Consider the following 20,956-nt stretch of genomic DNA (forward strand, 5'->3'; position numbering starts at 1 on the left):
AATTAATGCTTATGTTTCAGCAATAGTGAGATTCAGGATTAAATCTAAAAGATAGGGAGAGTAGTCGATGAAGAGTTTATTACGAAAAATGTTAGTCCTGGTCACCATTGCGTTAACTTTTCAGACGGGATTCGGTAATTATATTACGCCGACAACCTTTGCAGCAACGGGTCCTGTGTTAACTCTAACTGGAGGTTCTGCTTCATTCGTGGCCGGAGATAATACGTCCTCAACTCCGGTTGCGATCGACTCCGGCATAACGGTAACGGCCGATAGCAGCACTACGCTTACAAGCGCAACAGTGGCGATTACAGGTAATTTTCATGCTGGACAAGATATGCTGATGTTCATTAATTACGGACAGAATATGGGGAATATTACAGCCAGTTATAATGCAGGTACTGGGGTGATGACGCTGACATCAGCTGGCGCAACCGCAACGTTGGCGCAGTGGCAGAACGCTCTGAGATCAATTACTTATACCAATGCAGCGATTACGCCAAATACGGCGACACGCACGGTTAGCTTCACGGTGACGGACGGTGTGGATACAAGTAACACGGCAACACGAATTATAACGGTGACAGCTACCGACCAGACACCAATCGTAACCACAAGTGGCGGTTCAGCGAATTACATCTCCGGTGCTCCGACTCCGGTGGCGATTGACAGCGGTCTAATGGTATCCGATCTGGATAATGCAACCTTGGCTAGTGCATCGGTTAGTATTATAAGTAATTTTGACGCGGTAAAAGACTTATTGGTATACACTAACGACGGGCAGACCATGGGAAATATTACAGCCAGTTATACTGCATCTAATGGTTTGCTAACACTGACATCGGCAGGTGCAACCGCAACGTTGGCCCAGTGGCAGAGTGCGTTGAGAAGTATTTCATTTTCAAGTACAAGTGCTACGTCAGGGCAGCGTATCGTTAGTTATTCCGTAAATGATGGAATGAAGACCAGCGTTGCAGTTACACGTTCAGTGGAAGTAACGGTGAATATGCTTCTTAGTCTGACTACAAGTAGCGGTTCGGCTTCATTTGTGGCTGGGGATAATACACCCTCAACTCCGGTCGTTGTGGACTCTGGCATAACGGTAACAGCAGATAGCAACACTGCTCTTTCAAGCGCAACAGTGGCGATTACAGGCAATCTTCAAGTTGGAGAAGATCTGCTATTGTTAATTAATAACGGGTCTAACAAGGGAAATATTGTCGCTAGTTATAATGCCTTTACTGGCGTGCTGACATTGACATCCGCAGGCTCTACTGCAATGGGGTTGCAGTGGCAGAACGCCCTGAGATCAATTGCTTACACTAGTGCGGCGATCACGCCGAACACGGCCGACCGTACGGTTAGCTTCAATGTGACAGATGGGCTTAACACAAGCAATACAGCGACAAGAGCTGTAACGGTCACAGCAACCAACCAGACTCCAATTGTGACCACAAGTGGTGGGTCGACGAATTACATTACCGGTGCTTCGACTCCGGTGGTAATCGACAGCGCTCTAACGTTATCAGACCTTGATAATGCAACCTTGGCTAGCGCATCAGTTAGTATTATGAGCAATTTCGACGCGGAAAAAGACGTATTGTCATACACCAATGATGGAGCGAGCATGGGAAATATTACGGCGAGTTATAATGGCTCAACAGGCGCACTAACGCTGATATCCTCAGGCGGGACCGCAACGTTGGCGCAGTGGAAGAGAGCGTTGAGGGGAATTTCGTTCTCAAGCACAAGCGCCACGCCAGGGCAACGCAACATTAGTTATATCGTGAGCGACGGAACTAAGACCAGCGCTGCTGCTACACATCCTGTGGAAGTGACGGTGATCGCGCCTCCGATTCTCACTACAAGCAGCGGTTCGGCTTCATTTGTGGCTGGGAATAATGCACCCTCAACTCCGGTCGATATCGACTCTGGCATAACGGTAACAGCAGATAGCAGCACTACTCTTGCAAGCGCAACAGTGGCGATTACAGGTAATCTTCATGTTGGAGAAGATGAGCTTGGTTTCATCAATGACGGGCTGAGCATGGGGAATATTACAGCCAGTTATAATGCATCTACGGGTGTGCTGACGCTGACATCATCGGGCGGAACTGCAACGTTGGCGCAGTGGCAGGCCGCCTTGAGATCAATTACTTATACAGATACGGCGATCACGCCAAATGAGGCGACACGTATAGTTAGCTTCACGGTGAACTCCAGCGTCAATGCAAGCAATACAGCAACAAGAGCTGTAACGATCACAGCTACCAATCAGACACCAAGGGTGACCACAAGTGGTGGTTCGACGAATTACATCTCTGGAGCTTCGACGCCGACAGTTATTGATAGCGGTGTAACGGTATCCGACCTGGATAATACCACCTTGACTAGCGCAGCGGTTAGCATTACGAGCCACTTCGATACTGGAAAAGACGTATTGGCATACATTAATGATGGAGCGAGCATGGGGAATATTACGGCGAATTATGATGCTCTCATGGGCGTGCTGACATTAACGTCCGCAGGTGGAACCGCAACGTTGGCGCAGTGGCAGAACGCATTGCAAGCAGTTACTTACAGTAACACACAAGTTTCTACGAATATGACGACGCGCACGATCGGCTTTACCGTAAGCGATGGTAACCAAATGAGCAACATTGGAACAAAAAGCATGACCTTGCAGGGATTAAGAAGTTTAAAGGCTACTCCGAATACGTTAAACGTAATGAGCGGGCAGACTGCATCCGTGGCGATTACAGCTGTTTTTTCAGATCAGTCGCAAAGAGATGTGACCTCATCGGTAACCTGGAGCGTTCGCAATCCGTCAATTGCTAATGTTACCGGTGGCATGGTTACAGGTAAGACAGCTGGTAGTACTGTCGTCAGTGCTGTCTATGGAACCCAATCGGTAGATATCAACATAACAGTAAGTGGTACGCCAGTTTCGGGGTCAGAATCCGCTCCGAGCAGTTCAACCAATACAAGCACTTCAATTGATACGAGCACTCCGGTTAAATCGGACCCTTCAACGCCTCCTGTACAGGAGACCAAGCATTTTCACGCTCTTGTTGAAACCGATCGGCTCGTAGCTTTTATACAAGAGGCATTGGCTGGTAACGCTATAACGTTCCAGGATGCAGCGTCCCATTGGGCTTCCAAAGATATTTTGTCCGCTGCCAAGATAGGTATAATTAATGGGTATCCAGACGGCAGATTCAGACCGGATGCTTCTATTACAAGGGCAGAGTTCAGCACACTTCTCGTTAAAGCATTTGCTCTGCGTTCAGGAAGCGAAACGTTTGAGTTACGGGATATTCAGAATTCGTGGGCGAGAGACTCTATAGAAGTTCTTGCTTCTAATGGCGTTATTAAAGGGTACTCTGATGGAACGTTCCACGCTGATTACAGGATTACACGGGCCGAGATGGTTGCTATGATTTCGAAAATCCTGATTTTTCAGAATAGTGCATCTGGCGATGCGGCAACATTCGTTGATGTAGCACCCAAGCATTGGGCGAAGGAGATCATTGAAGCGGCTGCAAAGGCGGGATTACTTGAGGGCAAGAGCCCGAATCGGTTTGAACCGAACGCCAATCTCACGAGGGCGGAAGCCTTAACGGTGATTATGCGCATGCTGAGAGAGAATCAAACGATAGATCAATTGCTGGGTTAACCAGTGAAATAGCTCATAGCTTTAAAACTAAGGAGATATAAAACAAAAATTTATCCCCCTTCATCGTAACAGGTGTATAGATAAAACCTGCTACAGTGAAGGGGGATTTTTATGTGTACAAATTTCAAAAAAGAACTAGGAAGTTAGACCATATGAGTTATGGTTTAATAAAATCCAACTGCACTATGCTTGATAGGGATGCTCTGCAAAAGAGGAACATCACTTAACATCATATACATGTTGCGCGGTCTTATATTCGCAGGCAGCATGATAGGAAGGCTAAGAATTTGCAAGAAAAAAAGAATCGGTGAACCGATTCTTTTTTTCTTAAGGCGTTAAAAATAATTTTCACATGATAGCAGAATCTACATCAATTTAACCGAGTAGCTAAGCTTATCTCAATCTTGCACTTCATGATAATTACCAGTCCATGGATCAAAAACGTATGAATTTACTTCTGAATTTTTTTCCACTGAGAACATATAACCTTTTTTAATTTCATTAGATTCATCTTCAATTAACGTATTCTTCTGTTTATTAACCACATAAGGCTCTTCTAGATTCTGAGTGACCTTATCTACCGCACTTTCATACGTGTATTGAGGAAGTGTGGTTATCGTATAAATTGGAATAAATATTAAAAAGAGTGTTTGTAAAAAAAACACTATTTCATTACGTTTTTTACTTAGTTGAACTTTTAAGAAATAACTCAGCACCATGAAAAAAACTAACACTCCAATGAAAGGAAAAAGATCTAAAATATTATTGTATCGATATTGTAAAAAAATTAAAAAAGAAACTTCTATCAGACAAGCAATAATTATTAGTTTTCTATACATCATATCTCCTTTTAATAAGTAGTTGAAGGCAAGCATAATATGCTCCGATTATGCAAAGATCAGTAGCCCCTGCTACTTGAACACTTAAAATATCAATAATCAGAAGACAAGAAAAAAAGACGTAAATAATTCTTTTGTACGAACACTCCTTTAAATAATATACTTTAAAACGTTTTATATCCAATCATTTCCTAATGTGATTACATCATATCATTTAAGGCAAATGATCATCTTTTCACCATGAGTTGTTTTTAAAGAAAGTCTGACCACCTTCAAAGCGAATTTGATGTTTAAATTAAGTGAAGATGTATCGCCTCCGTCTTTGTCTCGAATGTAATGTTATGATATAGGAACGATCTTTGAATTCAGATGTATATGTTAAAATGATAATAAGTTTTAAAAATACGAATAATAGGAGGTATATTACATGAAATGGCAGGAAGTAAGAGAGTTATTCCCTGACCAATTTGTTTTAGTTTCTATCCTTCAATTCATGAGTAAGATAACAAAAAAGTCGTGGATGAGGTTGCACCGATTCGTACTGTATCCGAACAAGATGCAAATAAAGAGTTTTTTCAAGTAGAGCCTGGTAACGTTGTATATCATACTTCAAATCCAGACTTTGTGATTCACCTCCGCAAAGATCCATTAATGAGAGCGGGACATTGAACGGATATGGAGCAAAAGATTTAGAAGGAGAGCCTATGAGCGAAAGAGCTGAAAAGAAATTGAAAATGCAATTTGGCTTCATCATACTATTTATTTTTATCATTGGCGTGCAATTAATTGTCAAAAACTACTTCGTGAATGATACCCCTGCATGGGCAACTGGATTATCCATTTCTTGTTTGATTATATTTTGTATACTTGGGCTGCTAACCTACCTTGATCTCAAGAATCAAGAACAATTCGTAACCATTGGACAAATCGTGGATGTGAAGAAGGATAGAAATATCATTATAGTCAAAGGGCTGGGGAGAGATTATCAAAAAATACTAATAAGAGATAGTCATATCCTGAATATGATGCAGCCAGATGAACTGATTGAAATCACGAGATTGAAATATACAAAGATGATAACGAAGAAAGTGTATCAGGACCAAGAGCTACAGCTTTGATCAAGTGATGAAAGAGTTGTAGTTTTTTTATATATTGATGACTGTTGAAATTAACGAAAGTCGATTTTCCTGAAGCCCGAGGTTATGAAAAGAAATTGTGCCCTCGATGAAGCTCAAGCAAGCATTCGAATAGCAAGATTTGCACCTGAACTCAATTCTACTAAACGTTAAGCTTTATTGAGAGATTCCATCGTTAGATTACATAACGCCGATCTTCGAGTACGAGATGTCAAAGGGGAGTTGCACATAGATCACAAATATGGAGGTCAAAGAATGGAAACAAAAATGCTGTTTGGCGTAGGTTTGGTCTTCGATACACCTGAATACGGAACCATCGTGATGGGAGCGAATGAAGAGTTGGACAATCTTCTTCCGTCGACAATTCGAGAGATGATCGGTGATCAGATCGTGATTAAAAACGTGGACGGGGAAGAGCGAGTATATGATGTTGTTTCTTGTCAAATCAATCATTCGATTGCGGGTAAAAAGAATGTTGGGATATGTTTGGGGAACGGGGTATCGCCAGATGAAATAGTGGCTGGTTCAATGATTTATTATTATTCATCAGAACCAGTTGATTAGTAGTGCAGCTTAGGAACGAATTAAGAAGACATTCGGAAGGTCGCTTGACTCCCTGTGGGATGAAGAAGGGTCTTCCTTTTTATTTTGATATTACACATACTCGATGTGTTCAAAGTCCATTGGATCGTATGGATATGAGGGAATGCTTATCGAAATTTCTCCCTTTTTCGCCAAATTTTTCTTCGCAAAAATCATTGCATCGGTTATCATATACGTAGTTCAGATATTAGGTAGAATGTGTGGTATTTACGAAGTATAGAGATTAGATGACATAACAATAAACATGAGGTGTTGCATGAGTATTGATCTAGAATTAAGGATTCCCAAACATATAATTAAAAAAGAAATCGAAGATGTCTTGATTCCGATGGGGTGGGTTGTAAATCCTAAGTATGAGAATTGTTATACCTGGTATCACATGGATAACTATCAATCAATCCGAGGCGTATGGCTGTATCTAAAATACTATTCTAGCGAGAAAAAAACTAGTACTACCATTACTACTAGCACGTCAGCAGGTAGAAGTTATGAAGACCTTTTCACTCAAAATAATACACTTAAAATACTTAAAAAGATTTACGGTGGTTATATTTATAATCCTCAAACCGGAACTAGATCGTATATTACGAATGACATTCCAAAACTTCAAGCTTCAGAGAAAGCGTTAGGTTTTGTCTATAGTGCATTCCATGATAATTTATTAAAAACAAGTATTATTATAGAAGACGTACCGGAGCAGATTTTGTCAGCTGATAGTTATATTGCAGAGCTAAACAAAGAATTACTTCGTAATAATATGATAGTACCTTTTCTCGTAACTACTTTAGAAACCTTTTTAAAATATACTTTTATTAGATATTTAGAAACAAATGAATCAGCAAGAGATCAAGTATTTAAAAAAAATGACAAGATTCATTTTTCAAAACTTAAAAGTTTATTGGAAGGTCAGATTTCTATTTCGTCTTTAGAAACTGAGAATTATAATTTTCAAAATCTGATTTCAGCAAATGAGGCATTCAAAAAATATCTTGAAATAGACCTGTTTGAAATTTTAAATACTAGTAAGAAATTTAATAAAAGAATAGTTGTGCTTAGAGAAGTAATTACTAAAATGCTTGATTCAAGACACAAGTTTATTCATGAAGGGATAATTGACTACAAATTAAGTAGAGTAGAAATGGAAAAATATATTTTTTGTTTAAATTCTTTCGGTGAACTATTTGTCGATAGATTATTAACATTAAAGAATTTAAGAATTGATTTTAAAAAGTATATCTAAGATGATTGTGACATCATCTAACATAACATTTACGCATGGTTCGTAAATACAGGAACGTTATTTGTTGATGAAAAAAATATTTGGAGGCTTAATATGAAAGAATCTGTAACGTCAGAATATAAATTAGGTTTTTATTATTTGTCTGGGTCAATAGAAGAAAGTGATCTTTTAATAATAAGCTCAGAATTGAATGAGAATGGTATTCAATTCCTACCTTTAGATAAAAACGGAGAAGTAACTGCTTCGATTGATGAGTTTACTAATGTTTACTCTTTTTTAGTTAATTCTCCATTAGCTATGAGTTTGATGTCAGGTATTCTGGTTAATGTAGCATGGGATAGTATAAAGATTGTGATATTACGTACTTTTAAAAAAGTAAAAGACAAAAAGTATAACAAAACAACAAGTAATGGTGTAGAGGAGAAGCAAATAACATATGGGATAGAAGTGAAGATTAACAATGACCATTACAATTTCAAATTTAATGGGATATCTTCGGATGAAGCAATGTTCGAAGCTATAGATAAAATAATTCCTTTGCTACAGAGTAAACAGTCCCTATCAAGTGAATCTAACCATTTATTAGGATCTGGGTTACCGAATTATATTGCAACCTACGATGGTATATCGAAAATATGGGTGGTTAGAGAAACCAATAAGATTATATTGGAAAAAATAGAGAATTCAAATGAATAAAAACATCAGATAACAACATATTAATTAACGCAGGTACACCTAACGGTCCATTGGTTTTATTATGAAATCTAAATTTTTTGAAATATTATATCTGGCTTTCTAATATTGTAATAAGTGCTGACATTATATAACAAGATATTAACGAAACGGGCGGCATTCACGGGCCCTCAGCACAAGCTGGGTCCTGAATACAGGAACGTTATCTAAAATTTAGGCTAAAGCTGAATGAAGATTCAAGATATTAATGATATATAAATAATTAATTATAATTTAATGAAGCTTCTCTTGTTCAAGGGAAATTACTCACATAAAATATCAGATGGATCGAAAATGGCAGATTCATTTTTTTAGAGGCGTTGATTGAAAATTATGCTCCGGAACATAGTTTGTAAATAAAACACTGTATTTCTGGGTGAACGTGAAAATAAGAATGTTTATTTAAGCATAATTCTGTAGCGGAAAGCTTACAAATATGGAAGGGTTACATGCATTCGTGTAAGATTAATGATTGGAGAGCTTTTCAATGAAAAATGAGATTGTGTTTAGATTAAAAAATATGTTTATTCCTGGTGATAAGATTTCTGAATGGATACTTAAACTATCTTTAATCAGAAATGATTTGTTTTATATTCATAGGTCATTAATAGATTATTTAGATGGTACTAAGAAGCATACAAATGGAGAATTTATTTACTATTTTCGATTGGCTGCTTCTCATTATAGAGAGGCAGCTAAGTTTATTGTCAAAAATAACTTTCCCCAGAAGGATGCATTTATAGATAGTCTATCTGATGAAGCTAAGTACAATTATAAATTAATTATAGATTCTTGTACTCCGTGGGAAACATCATTTGTGAGAAGAATAGTAAAACCAATAAGAGATAGTTTCTTTCATTACGACAATAGAGACTTTGAGGAAGAATACAGAGAACTACCTGATTTTTTTACAAGAGTTTCTTCTGCTGGTAAGAAACGAAAAGAAATAGACTTTGTTTATGCTGATGAATTGGCAATTAATCTAATATTTAAAGGTAAAAGTGAGCAAGAAATAATAGGGATTTTAAATGAGTTATCTGAGTACTTGATAGGATTAATCTGTTTTGTTGATGATGTTGTTGGAAGATATTTTATCCAAAATGAAAGTAAACAGGCATATGTAGTACGTAGTAAGAACGGATATTAGACTTTTTTCTAATAGGAACAATAAGATAAAATGTGAATTTGTGAGGTGGTTGTTACTTGAAAAAAGTAATGTTTGATTCAAATGTCTTTGATAAATTGTCTGAGTTTATTCAAGTTATTAAAGAGTCAGCAAATACAAAATACGAATACTTTATAACCAATATCCAGGTTGAGGAGCTTGCAGTCATTCCTGATGTTAAAAAGGATACGAGAATTAGAAATATTTTAATGCTGGCAGATCTAAGAGCAAAACTTGTTCCTGTATCTGTCATGGTTTTAGGAAAGGCAAGATTAGGATATACGAGGCTTGGTATGGGTGAGGTTTATCACACAATTCTTAATGAAAAAAAAAAGTAATAGTAATGATGCAATAATTGCTGATACTTCTGTACACGAAGGATGTATTCTGATAACAGAAGATAAAGACCTTTACCAGAGAATGAAAAATAATAATTATGAGGTAATGCATTTACAAGACTTTTTATCTTCTATGTAAATGAAAACAAAATGTACAAAAAATTGCTGGAATTTAAATGAATAAAAAAGAAGTAAGAATCAAGAAGTTTCTTCTTCGTATAGTATTTGTGGGTTTTCTGGGCTGTTCTTATTAAGACACCGAAGGTATATATCGGTGTTTTTTTATTTTAAGTCGATTCTCGCATTTAAATAATCATATTTTATCTTACAATTCTGGTAAGACCCGAGTAACAGGTATACAACGCCGATTAGGATTAACAAGACATGATGCAGTTCAGACCCATCAGAGAGGTGCATGTATGAGCTGGTTGCTTGACTTATTGGAAGAGGAACGGCGCAAGCTTAATCAGCTTGGTGAGGCATCCTTGAAGCAAGCGATTCCGTTGTGGGACAATCCCGCGGTTCAGGAACAGAGCCGAAGGGTCGATGAACTGGTGGCACAAGTGAGTGAAATGAAAGCGAAACTTGGTCGAGTGGTACGGCAATGAGCGAAGTACATAATGCGTAGGGGAGGAGAAGCTATGGATTTTCCACCGTGGATGCAGCGAGCGATTCAAGCAAGGCTGGATGAGGTGAGTGCCCGGATCGAGCATGATCCTGAACTGAGTCGTGTACGTGGGGAAACCGACGAAGCGTTTGAAGCTTTGTTTGCTAGCCAAGATGTTGAGCAGACACCTGAATATGCTGAATGGGAGAATCGTTACATTGTCAGAAAAGGAATAGAAAATGAACGATTGTACATGCAGGGGCTGCGAGATGGTATTCAGCTAACGGTATCCTTGCTAGGTCAGTCGATGTTGGTGGAGAAAGGACATGAATCGGATCAAAGCTAGGTAATGGACGAGCTTAGTGGTGTGAAAAGCCCGTGCATGTTTACATAGCTTAGCTTAAGCATGCACGGGCTTGATCCACTAAAGCGAACCCATAAGTCATGGGGGAGCGACCCCGCTCTAAACTTAAAAACCCGAGCCGAAGTGTGAATAACTCGCTTCGGCTCGGGTTTTAATGCTTTACTTTTTTCCCAACAACAAATTCTTATTTCCCACTCACAGATTTGAACCAATCATTTACCTCTTGGGTGATCTGGTCGCCGCCGTTGGATTTCCAGTTGGCTACGAATTGATCAAATGCATCGATTGGCAGTTTGCCATAGATGATTTTGTTGAAGGTTTCGAGCTCGGACTGACGGAGCAGGTTCCACTTGGATACCATGGTTGGTGTGGCTGCGCCTTTCAGGACGGAAGTTCGTTGGAAAATATCCTTAGCAATCTAGTCTTTGGAGATTGTGAAGTAGTTTTTTTCGGGCTCTGGCTAATCTTTGTGTAAATACAGACTCTGTTAAACGAAGTTCATTACAGATTTCACGGTACGTTTTTCCCTCTACATAAAATAATATAAGTGCCACTTGATAGTCTAATTTCAACTCGTCAATGGCTCTGTATAATTCTTCGTTAGTCTCCTTTCTCTCGACTTCTCTGTCTACAGTCATTGAATCACTAGGAGTTTCGAAGTTGTTACTGCAAGGGTGAGCCAAAAGTCGACGTTCTCTGTTCAGCTTTCTTAAATAATCTAGGGTTGTATTGTAGGCCAGTCGTTTGACCCAAGCTTGGATATTTGAATCAGTTCTAATATATGGACCCTTTGTAATTGATTTAATGAAAGAATCCTGAATAATATCTTCAGTTAGTAAATGATCCAGTATCATGGGGTAAATGCTCGGATATACGAATTTGTAAAAAGAATTATAAACTGTTTTCTGAATTGTTGGATCAACACTGTCTAGTGGGTCTCTAAAATAATCAAACCATTGAACCATACGTGTCCTCCATAGAATTTTATGTAATTAACACGAAACAGTACAACTTATTCATTTATAATTATATCACTTATTTGGGATAATAAGTTATTTTGTTTTACATATTCATACTTTTTTCGTTAGATAATGCAGATTACAACGTTATATATGTATACACCTGAACACCATGAATGAATTCTGCAAAAGCTTGAGAGGGGCTGATAAAGGAAGGAGGGCGTTGATTATGTGTTAAGCTTGAAGAAACAAAGGCAGAAGTGAGGTATGGTTATATGGGAAAACGATCTAAATACTTAATCTTACTTTTTGTGTTAATTGCGATTGGCTTTATTTTGTTTCTTTTGAATATCAACACAGATGAATCCAATGAGCCGACAGTTAATGGCAATATCATTCAAGTCAAAAATTTTGATCTGGATGCTAAATCGACGAATTTAAAGACAATGACAGAAGGAACGATATTTGTTGAGGGTGAGAAGGAGCAGATTGATCATATCAAGATCGTAGCACATGTAGAGATTGACCCCACTGACTGGGGTGGTGTGGCGTTTTATATCCCTGATCAATGGAGTGTCTCCAGCATAACCAGCAGTTACCCTGAACATCAATCAAAATTGAAACCCGCTGATTATGTATCGACTTGGAAGAACTCTTCTGATGACTCTTCATGGCGCACAATGATTGAGATAGGGAGAGAACGGGATTTAACAGCAAACGGCGGAGGTACCGGGATAATTGTGATCGATTTAAGTCCTGATCAAAAGGACATAACCCCTTCTGATCCACTGAAAATTGGTATTGAGGTCGGTTCAGAAGAGAAAAATGGAAAAAAAGTGATGGGTACGGATTCTGTTGAAGTTCCTGTATTTTAAAGTACTTAATTGTGATTCTTTTATTTGGTAAACGAAAATGAAAAGGAGTTGACCTAATTGAGTTCATTATTAAGAAAGCCTTTAAGAAGAACGATAAGCGCGCTTCTGGTTACAAGTCTTTTTTCAACAATATTGTTTGGAAGTTTTGCTTCTGCAGCGGATCAGCCTGTTAATCATACAGAGGCAAGTAATTCTCTGACTTGGAGAGAAGCTGGAAATAATCATTATGATATTTATTCTGCATATTCGATAGGGTTTATGGGTGCGGAATGGTCAAGTGCCCGCAAAGCTTGGGGATTTAACTATAGAATTGTTGGAACAGGAGCAAGCAGGTACAATGATAAAGCGACTAACAAAATAAGAATAGCAGCATTTGAAATAGAAGGAACCTCAAATACAAGTAAGTTAGCTTTATGGTCTAGCGCAGACAGTAAATATATTGGCTCTGCACCAGAATCTTCAGGTTTCAAACCAGGTTATAGCAATCTTGCTGGAGCTATAATTGGTTTTGCAATTACAGCAATTAACGATTTAAAGGCTGGATATGCTTGGGCAATCACTGGATTAATTGATGCCATGCGTAGTACGGTTGATGATGTTGTTACGACAGATAATCGTTTATGGAGGAAATGGGATTGGTCGTCTGATATTTCTGATACCGGTCAATACTTCTGGTTCATAGCTGACGTAGAGCCAAACCAGACTGCTCAAATATCAACTGAGTATATGATTTTTGGTCCAGGTTACGAGCTCTTATCTGCAGGTGTAAGGTACCGGAATCTTGAGGCTGGTAGTGCAGGACGAAGTTTAGTAGCGAAGACGAATGAGAACTGGAATCCGGGAATGATGTCAGCTTCGGAAAAAGAGGAGTATGGCATTGAAGAAATTCCAAGAGAGCAGTTTGACAAAAGAGCGAAGGAACTGAATATCTCTTCGAGAAGTATTGAAGAATTCTCGAAATCAGATGAAGAGTTTTTCTATTATGCACATGATTTTAAAGAATATGAAGTAAGCGAACCAGAGCTAGCGACGGTGTCTCCTAAAACGGATTTAATCAAAGAAATAAACGAAGGTTTGGAAAGAAGTTCGAAAATTGTGGAGGCTTTCTCCACGAACGAAGTCCTCCAAGAAGAGGATCAGGCTATAATTGATAAACACACAGTGAAAATTATGAAATTAAAAGAACTATTAAACAAGGTGCAATCTTTAAATGAAGAAGATTCAGCAGCTATCAATACTCAAAGAAAAGCTCTCCAAAACGAATTATAATAAAGCGGATTAAATGTATATAAAAAACAAGCCGAGGCGTTAAAACTAAACGCCTTGGCTTATTTTTTTGTTTCATTTACTTTGCCTCATACTACTTTTCACAACAACAAATTCTTACTTTCCACTCACCGACTTGAACCAATCACTCACCTCTTGGGTGATCTGGGAACATCACGACTTTACCTGCATACCGGTTTTCTGGTTTCTCAAAGTTTTTAATCAGGAGAAAGTCATTAAGAGTATGAATTAATTTAATAGCATGTAACCATCTAAGCCGGACACTTTACAATTAATTGATAGAGGTTGGAGGAGAGAAAATCGAAAAAATACAAGTATATATGAACTTAAGAGAAGTGATTGAACAAATATGGGCAAAATTGATATGATTAATATAAAGTTGGAATATACAACTTCTAGCCAAATTTTTGTTGCTCATTGTAATAATGCTTTGAAAAAAAGTAAGAACAGGGGTCCGAGGAGCTCCGAATAAACATCAGATTCAAATACATTTCTGGTGGAGTATAGATCTGCGGGGTGAAGGGGGAGTAGACAATTCCTTTGGAGATATTGAAGCAGTTTGTTTAGAGAGACTAGTTCATCTATAAGAATACATAAGACAAACAGAATGTTACGTAAGGCATAGTTAACGGTAATGGAAATGCGAGATTTTTTCAAAAGAGGAGTGATTAAAATACTTTCTTTCTTCTATCAACGATATAAAACGTGGTTTTGGTTTGTTTTGTTTTTGGCTTTTGGGTCAGGTGCGGTGTCCAAATCTTTTCATTCCTCGTTGTGGGAAGTGCTGCTCAATGCTAGTCTGGGGTTAATATGTCTTGGGGTATTTATTGTCTTTCTTTTTCGTAAAAATTCAATCGCGTCTCCGACTACGAACAAAAATGGTCGGTTAGTTGTAACTTTCACCATCTTTGGCGTAGTTGGGGGAGCTACTATTCTACCTTATATGATAGGAACCGTAGGAACTCAATTGACTGAACAATTCAACCTTCCTCTGTATGGGATCGTTATTATTACGATTTTGAATGTCGCATTTATGTCTTTTATTGCTAGTACGATCGGACTCATTTTAGCCGAAAAAGTTCAACTTGGTGTTCCCATTTTAAGAAGATTATTGTACTCAGGCAGGTTATCGAAAGTTTCAAAACAGTGGATTATTATTGCGATATTGGGTAGCTTCATCGGAACTTTTGTCATTGTTATGCTCGAAACGTACATATTTCAACCACATATGCCACAATTACCGTCAACTCCAACATTGGCATGGTGGAAAAGTTTACTGACTATTTTTTATGGTGGAATTGTCGAAGAAGTTCTTCTGCGTTTATGTTTAATGACGGTACTGGTATGGGGAATGGTGAAGATAAGTAAAACTCAAGCAAGCATTCCTGCGGCTACATACTGGATCGCCATCATTATGTCTTCTGTATTATTTGGGTTAGCACATCTGCCTGCGACTTCGAGTTTGTTTGGAGAATTGACTCCAATATTAGTGATTAGAGCAATTATAAACAATGGAGTGTTAGGAATTCTGTTTGGTTATTTATACTGGAAAAAGGGTTTGGAATACGCGATTCTTTCTCATATGTCAGCAGATTTTTTCCTTCATGTCATTTGGGCATCTTTAGTATGATCGTTCGCCCGATTAATTAAAAACAAGCCGAGGCGTTAAAACTACACGCTTCGGCTTGTTTTTTTGTTTCATTTACTTCGTCTCATACTACTTTTCCCAACAACAAATTCTTACTTTCCACTCACAGACTTAAACCAATCATTCACCTCTTGGGTGATCTGGTCGCCGCCGTTGGATTTCCAGTTAGCTACGAATTGATCGAATGCATCGATTGGCATTTTGCCGTAGATGATTTTATTGAAGGTTTCAGGTTAAGGCAAAAATAATAATGATTATAGACACAAAATAGACACAATTTTAAGTAAACATTTTCCATATATGTTACGTTTATATAGTTAGAGTGATCAACATTTAGTTATGGTGATAAAGATGCTTGTTTTCGTTAAGTGACAGTGTAGATTTAGATTGTAATCAGAGATATTTCCATGCTCTCTTTTACAATACATATGCTTGCTAAATTTCTAGGACGAAGGTGGATTTACTACACTCGAAAGTTCTATTGATTATAAAGATAGAACTGTTGAGACTCGTTCATACAAGGGGGGATTATGCAGTTCATTTCACCACTAAACTGTAGTGTTTTATGTAATTCAAACAAATGCTGAACAAATTTTTGCGGAGAGGTGAATATTTTGAAAAAACGTTGGATGGCAATGTTAACCTGTTTAATGGCTGCATTCCTCATTACAGCATCTGTAAAGGCAGCAAGCTCAGATTATTATAGCGGATCATGGGATACAAGTAATACAACCAGTTTAGGTATAGCAGTAGGATCTAGTATGTCCTCACATTTAAGTTCGTTTCAAAGCTGGTATACCGGCTGGAATGGTGTATCCTCCAAAGTAGGCTTGGCAAAGCCTTATGAACAATCAAGTCTAGATCAAACACCACATTATGCAAGAATCAATATTATTGGAAAGAATCTTGGTGCTACAGGTAACTGGGCTCAAGCTTGCAATTATAAATATAGTGTTATATGGGGTTATTCGTGTGATTGGAACGGATCTTGGAAAGACTCTATTATTGAATTTAATACCAACACGGATTCAAAAACCAAAGTAGGGTATTCCTTTCATACTGCTAATTTAAAGAAAAAAATATTCTTACATGAATTGGGACACTCATTAGGACTTAAACATCCAGATACTACTTCTACCGCCATCATGAAACAAGGAGATAACGGATACTATGCTGTACAGACCTATGATAAGTCCAATATAAAAGAGAAATATGGAAATTAAATTTTGGAGGTGTTGAGATGAAAAAGTGGATAATGGCAGGAATTGTAGCTTTAATGGGGGTTAGTATTTTTTTTGGATACAAGCATCTAAATGCACAAGAACTACGTCCAGATGCAGATTATCAAAATTACTCTCTTTCTGAGATCGAATCACTAGCTACTGTCATTGTGGAGGCGGACTGGGAAGAGGAGACGAATTCAATCGTTGAATTAGATCAAAAGGATAAATATCCATTAGACACACGTACATTTTCAAATATAAAAGTGAAGAAAGTATATAAAGGTGAAGTGAAGGAGGGGCAGGAACTAAACGTAGTTGAGTACTACGCCAAATGGAGAGATGTGGCAGGTGCATATGTAAAATATCCGAATGAATTGTATCAACCTCTAAAGTCAGGTAAAAACTACCTCCTGTTCTTATATCAAAGTCCAGAGGAACCTTCAGGTTCATATGAGATCATTGGCAACCATCAGGGTAAATATGTTTACCCTGAAACTCAAAGTAACATGAGTATTCAATCCACAAGTGATCTGGATATTGCTGAAAAAGATGAACATTATTCTGCCTTGTATAACGAGGTTAATGAAAAGTATTTTAAGTAGCATAATGGATACTATTTGAATTACAGAAGGAGGCAAACCTGCTTTTAAACTTAAAAACCCGAGCCGAAGCGTGAATAAACGCTTCGGCTCGGGTTTTAATGCTCTACTTTTCCCAACAACTAATCCTTACTTCCCACTCACAGACTTGAACCAATCATTCACCTCTTGGGTGATCTGGTCGCCGCCGTTGGATTTCCAGTTCGTGACGAATTGGTCGAATGCATCGATTGGCAGTTTGCCGTAGATGATTTTGTTGAAGGTTTCGAGTTCGGACTGACGGAGCAGATTCCACTTGGAGACCATGGTTGGTGTGGCTGCGCCTGTGAAATAGTTTTGTTTACGGATGTCGATCTGGGACATCACGACTTTACCAGCATACCAGTTTTCCGGTTTACGGAATTCAGCCATTTGTTTCTCGTAAGGTGTTTCAGGCTTCTCGCCGTTGGCGAGTTTCACGAGTGTTTTCATGTACAGATCTGGAATACGCGCCGGGCCGGTCAGGAACGGGAATTCGTTGGAGAAGTCTTTGATCTTCTCTTTGTCACTGGTCGGTTTACCGTCTACGACATCCCAGTCATACCCTTTCGCAAAGCCGTATTCGTACGGGCTGCCTGCTTTCGGGTTCGCCAGGTTATCCAGCAGATAGTTGTAGTACAGGAAAATCGCTTCCGGGTGCTTTGCATCTTTGTTGATCATGATACTTGCGTTGACGCCAGAGTTCTGCCATTTCGTACCGATCTTGCCGTCTGGGCCAGCCGGAACAGGGTAGGCTTTGTATTTTGCGCCAGGTACGTTCTTCAGCAGGTCTGGAGCAGGCCAGTCCGGTACCCAGTTTGCGCCAGGCAGGATGCCGGCTTTGCCAGCGGTCCAGCTTTCAGCGGATTTACCTTCGTCCCATAGGGCGGAGTCGGCGTGGATATACCCTTTTTCCATCCATTCAGCCAGCTTGGCCAGGGCTTGTTTCGCACCCGGGTTCACGGAGCCGTACTCCAAGTTGCCATTAGCATCTTTGTTCCATTGTTCTTCAATTGTGCCGTATGCACCGAACAACCAGTCGAGTCCACCCATCCAGGTGTTGGTGTTGTTTTTGAGTGAGATCGCCAGCGGGAATACTTTGTCTGGAGACAAACCGTCCGGGTTCTCGTTTTTGAATTTGTCCATGATGTTTTCAAGGTCTGCGATGGTTTTCGGCGCTTCCAGGTTCAGCTTCTCCATCCAGTCCTCACGGAGCCAGAGCAGGGTATCATCGTTATCTGTATACTCCATGATGGGCATGTTATACTTTTTGCCGTCCTTGGTGAACGGATACCACAGCTCAGGATGTGCTGCCGCGTGCTCTTTCAGAATCGGGCTTGCGTACTTCTCGAACAGCTCATCAATGGCGATGAATTGACCGGAGTCGATCAGCTGATTTGTCAGTACCGCGTTCGTTGGCACGGTTACGAAATCAGGCAACTTCTCGCCGGACGCAATCGCGAGTTGGAGCTTCTGTCTGTATTGATCGTCAGTGGCCGGATACCACGTATCTTTGTGCTTCATACCCAGCGTTTCGAGCATCCAACGGTCATGTACGTTGTTCTCTTTGGTATCGCCATGAGCGTATTTTTTCGGCATCAGCACGGAGCTGAATTCGATGGGCGGGTCGTATTTTCCTTTGGCAAACGCTGCTTCGGCTTCCGCAGAGCCGACAGCCTCTTGTGTATCATTCGTGCCTTTCTCGCTGGCTGACTCGCCACTGCCGCATGCAGTGATGGTGATGAGTGCGATGACCATGAGCAAGGACCACCATGTTTTGAATTTGATCATTGTTCAATCCCCCTACGATGTATGATCTTTACACTGTAACTGTACCAAGTAGAGCGGGAGGGCATCTATATGAGTTTGTTAGTTTCGATAGGACTCTCTTAGTGAAAGTGTAAAAAGTTTGGTTTAATGCTGGTCGCGGTACTCTTGGGGTGTCACGCCGAATTGACGTTTGAACACTTTAATAAAATACGCCGGGTCCATATAGCCGATCTCCAGGCTGATCTCATATACTTTCTTGGTAGTCGTGACCAGCTTGTGGCAGGCCCGATCCATTCGCAAACGCGCGATATATTCACTAATGCCTTCGCCAGTCTCGATCTTATAAATCTTGGACAGATGTGTGGGATGCAGATTCACATGATCTGCAAGCACACGCAAAGATACGTCGAGATGCAGGTTTTTATCGGTAAACTCTTGAATCTTTTTCACGTATTCCGACCGGGTATCTTTGACCTCGTTGGAGGTGCCTTCCTTGAGTTTGGCGAGTACGCCGAGCGACCATTTGCGCAGCTTGCCGATGGTGGAGAAGACTTCGCCGCTTTGCAGTTGCTCGATCTCACTGCCCATGAGACCTGACAGGGTGAGCTTGTTCCGATGAGCGAGGTTCGTGAAGGCGGCGGTGATGAGAAAACCCGCCTCCATACAGTGTTCCCATGATTCCGACCATTTCTCGTCCAGTTCGGCGCAGACGGCACGGATTTTATCTTCGGCGGCATCCCATTGGCCGCTTTCCAGCAGCTGAATGAAGGTAGGCGGTGTATACAGCACGTCCAGCGGACCTTGTGCCGAAGGTGCTTCGACATCGGTCACCCGCATGACGAATTCACGCTCGTCCCCGACGATCTGGCGGAAATAGGCGGAAGCCTGACGGAAGCGATCGTAGATCTGTTCCGGGAAGGTGAACCACTCGGTCATAACAATGGAGAGGGAACCTTTCAGAAACTGTTTTACTTTGGATTGAAGCTGAATGGACAGCTTCTCCAGAATGGTTTCTTTTCCAATATCGCCGCTTCGTTCCTTCAATTGCAGTAAAAATACGACATACCCGTGCTCTTCCTTCACACCCCACACGTGCATGAATTCACCCATAATCTCTTCCGCCATGTTGATAATGGCATATTCGATCAGGGTCTGATCATGGCTGTCGTAGTGGCCGAACTCCTCCTCCATACGAACCAGCATTAGCGCGGCATCTCCGGCGTGGAAGGGCAGGTCGTAATTGTCCAGTTTGCGCTCCCATTCGCTTGCGGAGAACCGAATTCCCTGTAATGCTTCTAAAAGTAGGCGTCCACGCAAATGCGGCAAATTTTCGCGAAGTGTAAACTGTGTCCGTGATAGGGAACTGACAAGCGCCCATTCATTGTTAAGCTGATCAATGGCTTTCTGCACCGCGCCGATCAGTTCGTCATCTGTTGGCGGTTTGAGCAGGTAATCCACGGCTTCGTACTGGATGGCTTTCTTGGCATATTCGAATTCGGAGTACCCGGACAAGAGGATGCATTTTATTTTTTTGTCCCGGATGCGGATGCGTTCGATCAGCTCTATGCCTGTCATTTCCGGCATCTGAATGTCCGAGATTACGATGTCAATCGGATGGGTTTCAATGAGTTGCAGGGCTTCGCGAGCGGAGTATGCCCGGTGAACCTGTTCGATCCCGAGCGTATGCCAGGGTTTGGTCATGGACAGGTTGTCGACCCAGTGCGCTTCGTCGTCTACGATGATCATTTGCATGTTGCTTTATCTCCTTGCTTGAGGGTTTACACGCTTCTAAGCTGACATGTGTTGCAAGCAGTATATCACACCACCATCCGCTTCTCTATGGAAACACTTCCGTGCACATCTGCGCTTGAAAAAAA

At 40.2% G+C, this 20,956-nt stretch carries 19 protein-coding genes and 2 pseudogenes; 16 read left to right on the forward strand and 5 right to left on the reverse strand.

All coding sequences use genetic code 11. From position 1 onward, the window contains the following. The first annotated feature begins 67 nt into the window (after nucleotides 1–67). On the forward strand, nucleotides 68–3,676 hold the full coding sequence (locus Q9R46_RS03205) for an S-layer homology domain-containing protein (protein WP_311278940.1): 3,609 nt from the start codon (nucleotides 68–70) through the stop codon (nucleotides 3,674–3,676). Nucleotides 3,677–4,074: 398 nt separating this feature from the next. Here Q9R46_RS03205 and Q9R46_RS03210 read toward each other — a convergent pair whose 3' ends face one another. Next, a complete protein-coding gene (locus tag Q9R46_RS03210) occupies nucleotides 4,075–4,518 on the reverse strand; it encodes a hypothetical protein (RefSeq protein WP_311278941.1) in 444 nt (147 codons plus the stop codon). 424 nt (nucleotides 4,519–4,942) lie between these two features. Here Q9R46_RS03210 and Q9R46_RS03215 point away from each other — a divergent pair. The 10 genes and pseudogenes from Q9R46_RS03215 (at nucleotide 4,943) to Q9R46_RS03255 (ending at nucleotide 10,682) form a co-directional block, all read left to right on the forward strand. Further along, nucleotides 4,943–5,184: pseudogene (locus tag Q9R46_RS03215) on the forward strand (hypothetical protein). Then, a complete protein-coding gene (locus tag Q9R46_RS03220; protein WP_311278942.1) occupies nucleotides 5,181–5,633 on the forward strand; it encodes a hypothetical protein in 453 nt (150 codons plus the stop codon). Before Q9R46_RS03215 ends, Q9R46_RS03220 begins: the two are co-directional and overlap by 4 nt. 273 nt (nucleotides 5,634–5,906) lie before the next feature. Continuing rightward, nucleotides 5,907–6,215, forward strand: a complete 309-nt coding sequence (locus Q9R46_RS03225) for a hypothetical protein (RefSeq protein WP_311278943.1) — start codon at nucleotides 5,907–5,909, stop codon at nucleotides 6,213–6,215. 295 nt (nucleotides 6,216–6,510) lie between these two features. Beyond that, nucleotides 6,511–7,494, forward strand: coding sequence for a HEPN domain-containing protein (locus Q9R46_RS03230; protein ID WP_311278944.1), 984 nt, complete (start codon nucleotides 6,511–6,513; stop codon nucleotides 7,492–7,494). A 93-nt stretch (nucleotides 7,495–7,587) separates the two neighbouring features. Then, on the forward strand, nucleotides 7,588–8,190 hold the full coding sequence (locus Q9R46_RS03235) for a hypothetical protein (protein WP_311278945.1): 603 nt from the start codon (nucleotides 7,588–7,590) through the stop codon (nucleotides 8,188–8,190). A 523-nt stretch (nucleotides 8,191–8,713) separates the two neighbouring features. Continuing rightward, nucleotides 8,714–9,373 carry a hypothetical protein gene (locus tag Q9R46_RS03240; protein ID WP_311278946.1) on the forward strand — a complete coding sequence of 220 codons (660 nt, stop codon included), beginning with the start codon at nucleotides 8,714–8,716 and terminating at the stop codon, nucleotides 9,371–9,373. A gap of 56 nt (nucleotides 9,374–9,429) precedes the next feature. Further along, a complete protein-coding gene (locus Q9R46_RS03245) occupies nucleotides 9,430–9,729 on the forward strand; it encodes a hypothetical protein (RefSeq protein ID WP_311278947.1) in 300 nt (99 codons plus the stop codon). Next, nucleotides 9,713–9,868, forward strand: a complete 156-nt coding sequence (locus Q9R46_RS28550; protein WP_397386322.1) for a PIN domain-containing protein — start codon at nucleotides 9,713–9,715, stop codon at nucleotides 9,866–9,868. Before Q9R46_RS03245 ends, Q9R46_RS28550 begins: the two co-directional genes overlap by 17 nt. A gap of 280 nt (nucleotides 9,869–10,148) precedes the next feature. Continuing rightward, nucleotides 10,149–10,337 (forward strand): aspartyl-phosphate phosphatase Spo0E family protein, encoded by a 189-nt coding sequence (locus Q9R46_RS03250; RefSeq protein WP_311278948.1) that lies wholly within the window; start codon nucleotides 10,149–10,151, stop codon nucleotides 10,335–10,337. A gap of 33 nt (nucleotides 10,338–10,370) precedes the next feature. Beyond that, nucleotides 10,371–10,682 carry a hypothetical protein gene (locus Q9R46_RS03255; RefSeq protein WP_311278949.1) on the forward strand — a complete coding sequence of 104 codons (312 nt, stop codon included), beginning with the start codon at nucleotides 10,371–10,373 and terminating at the stop codon, nucleotides 10,680–10,682. Nucleotides 10,683–10,884: 202 nt separating this feature from the next. Here Q9R46_RS03255 and Q9R46_RS03260 read toward each other — a convergent pair. Both Q9R46_RS03260 and Q9R46_RS03265 read right to left on the reverse strand, forming a co-directional pair. After that, nucleotides 10,885–11,082 (reverse strand): annotated as a pseudogene (locus tag Q9R46_RS03260) (ABC transporter substrate-binding protein); the annotation flags it as partial. A 28-nt stretch (nucleotides 11,083–11,110) separates the two neighbouring features. After that, nucleotides 11,111–11,665, reverse strand: a complete 555-nt coding sequence (locus tag Q9R46_RS03265; protein WP_311278950.1) for an RNA polymerase sigma factor — start codon at nucleotides 11,663–11,665, stop codon at nucleotides 11,111–11,113. 269 nt (nucleotides 11,666–11,934) lie between these two features. Here Q9R46_RS03265 and Q9R46_RS03270 point away from each other — a divergent pair, with 269 nt between their 5' ends. From Q9R46_RS03270 to Q9R46_RS03290, 5 genes are all read left to right on the forward strand, one after another. After that, complete coding sequence (locus Q9R46_RS03270) at nucleotides 11,935–12,534, forward strand: hypothetical protein (protein WP_311278951.1); 600 nt, start codon at nucleotides 11,935–11,937, stop codon at nucleotides 12,532–12,534. Nucleotides 12,535–12,591: 57 nt separating this feature from the next. Continuing rightward, entirely contained in the window at nucleotides 12,592–13,803 is a 1,212-nt protein-coding gene (locus tag Q9R46_RS03275) for a hypothetical protein (RefSeq protein ID WP_311278952.1), read from the forward strand. A 652-nt stretch (nucleotides 13,804–14,455) separates the two neighbouring features. Next, entirely contained in the window at nucleotides 14,456–15,451 is a 996-nt protein-coding gene (locus Q9R46_RS03280) for a CPBP family intramembrane glutamic endopeptidase (RefSeq protein ID WP_311278953.1), read from the forward strand. A 632-nt stretch (nucleotides 15,452–16,083) separates the two neighbouring features. Continuing rightward, a complete protein-coding gene (locus Q9R46_RS03285; protein ID WP_311278954.1) occupies nucleotides 16,084–16,692 on the forward strand; it encodes a zinc metalloprotease in 609 nt (202 codons plus the stop codon). Between the two features lie 17 nt (nucleotides 16,693–16,709). Then, nucleotides 16,710–17,294 carry a hypothetical protein gene (locus Q9R46_RS03290; RefSeq protein ID WP_145328676.1) on the forward strand — a complete coding sequence of 195 codons (585 nt, stop codon included), beginning with the start codon at nucleotides 16,710–16,712 and terminating at the stop codon, nucleotides 17,292–17,294. A 126-nt stretch (nucleotides 17,295–17,420) separates the two neighbouring features. Here Q9R46_RS03290 and Q9R46_RS03295 read toward each other — a convergent pair whose 3' ends face one another. Both Q9R46_RS03295 and Q9R46_RS03300 read right to left on the reverse strand, forming a co-directional pair. Then, nucleotides 17,421–19,100 carry a type 2 periplasmic-binding domain-containing protein gene (locus Q9R46_RS03295; protein WP_311278955.1) on the reverse strand — a complete coding sequence of 560 codons (1,680 nt, stop codon included), beginning with the start codon at nucleotides 19,098–19,100 and terminating at the stop codon, nucleotides 17,421–17,423. Between the two features lie 123 nt (nucleotides 19,101–19,223). Continuing rightward, nucleotides 19,224–20,831 (reverse strand): response regulator transcription factor, encoded by a 1,608-nt coding sequence (locus Q9R46_RS03300; protein WP_311278956.1) that lies wholly within the window; start codon nucleotides 20,829–20,831, stop codon nucleotides 19,224–19,226. Nucleotides 20,832–20,956 lie beyond the last annotated feature (125 nt).

Origin of the sequence: Paenibacillus sp. RRE4, from assembly GCF_031844205.1 — a bacterium.
GTDB lineage: Bacteria > Bacillota > Bacilli > Paenibacillales > Paenibacillaceae > Paenibacillus > Paenibacillus xylanexedens_B.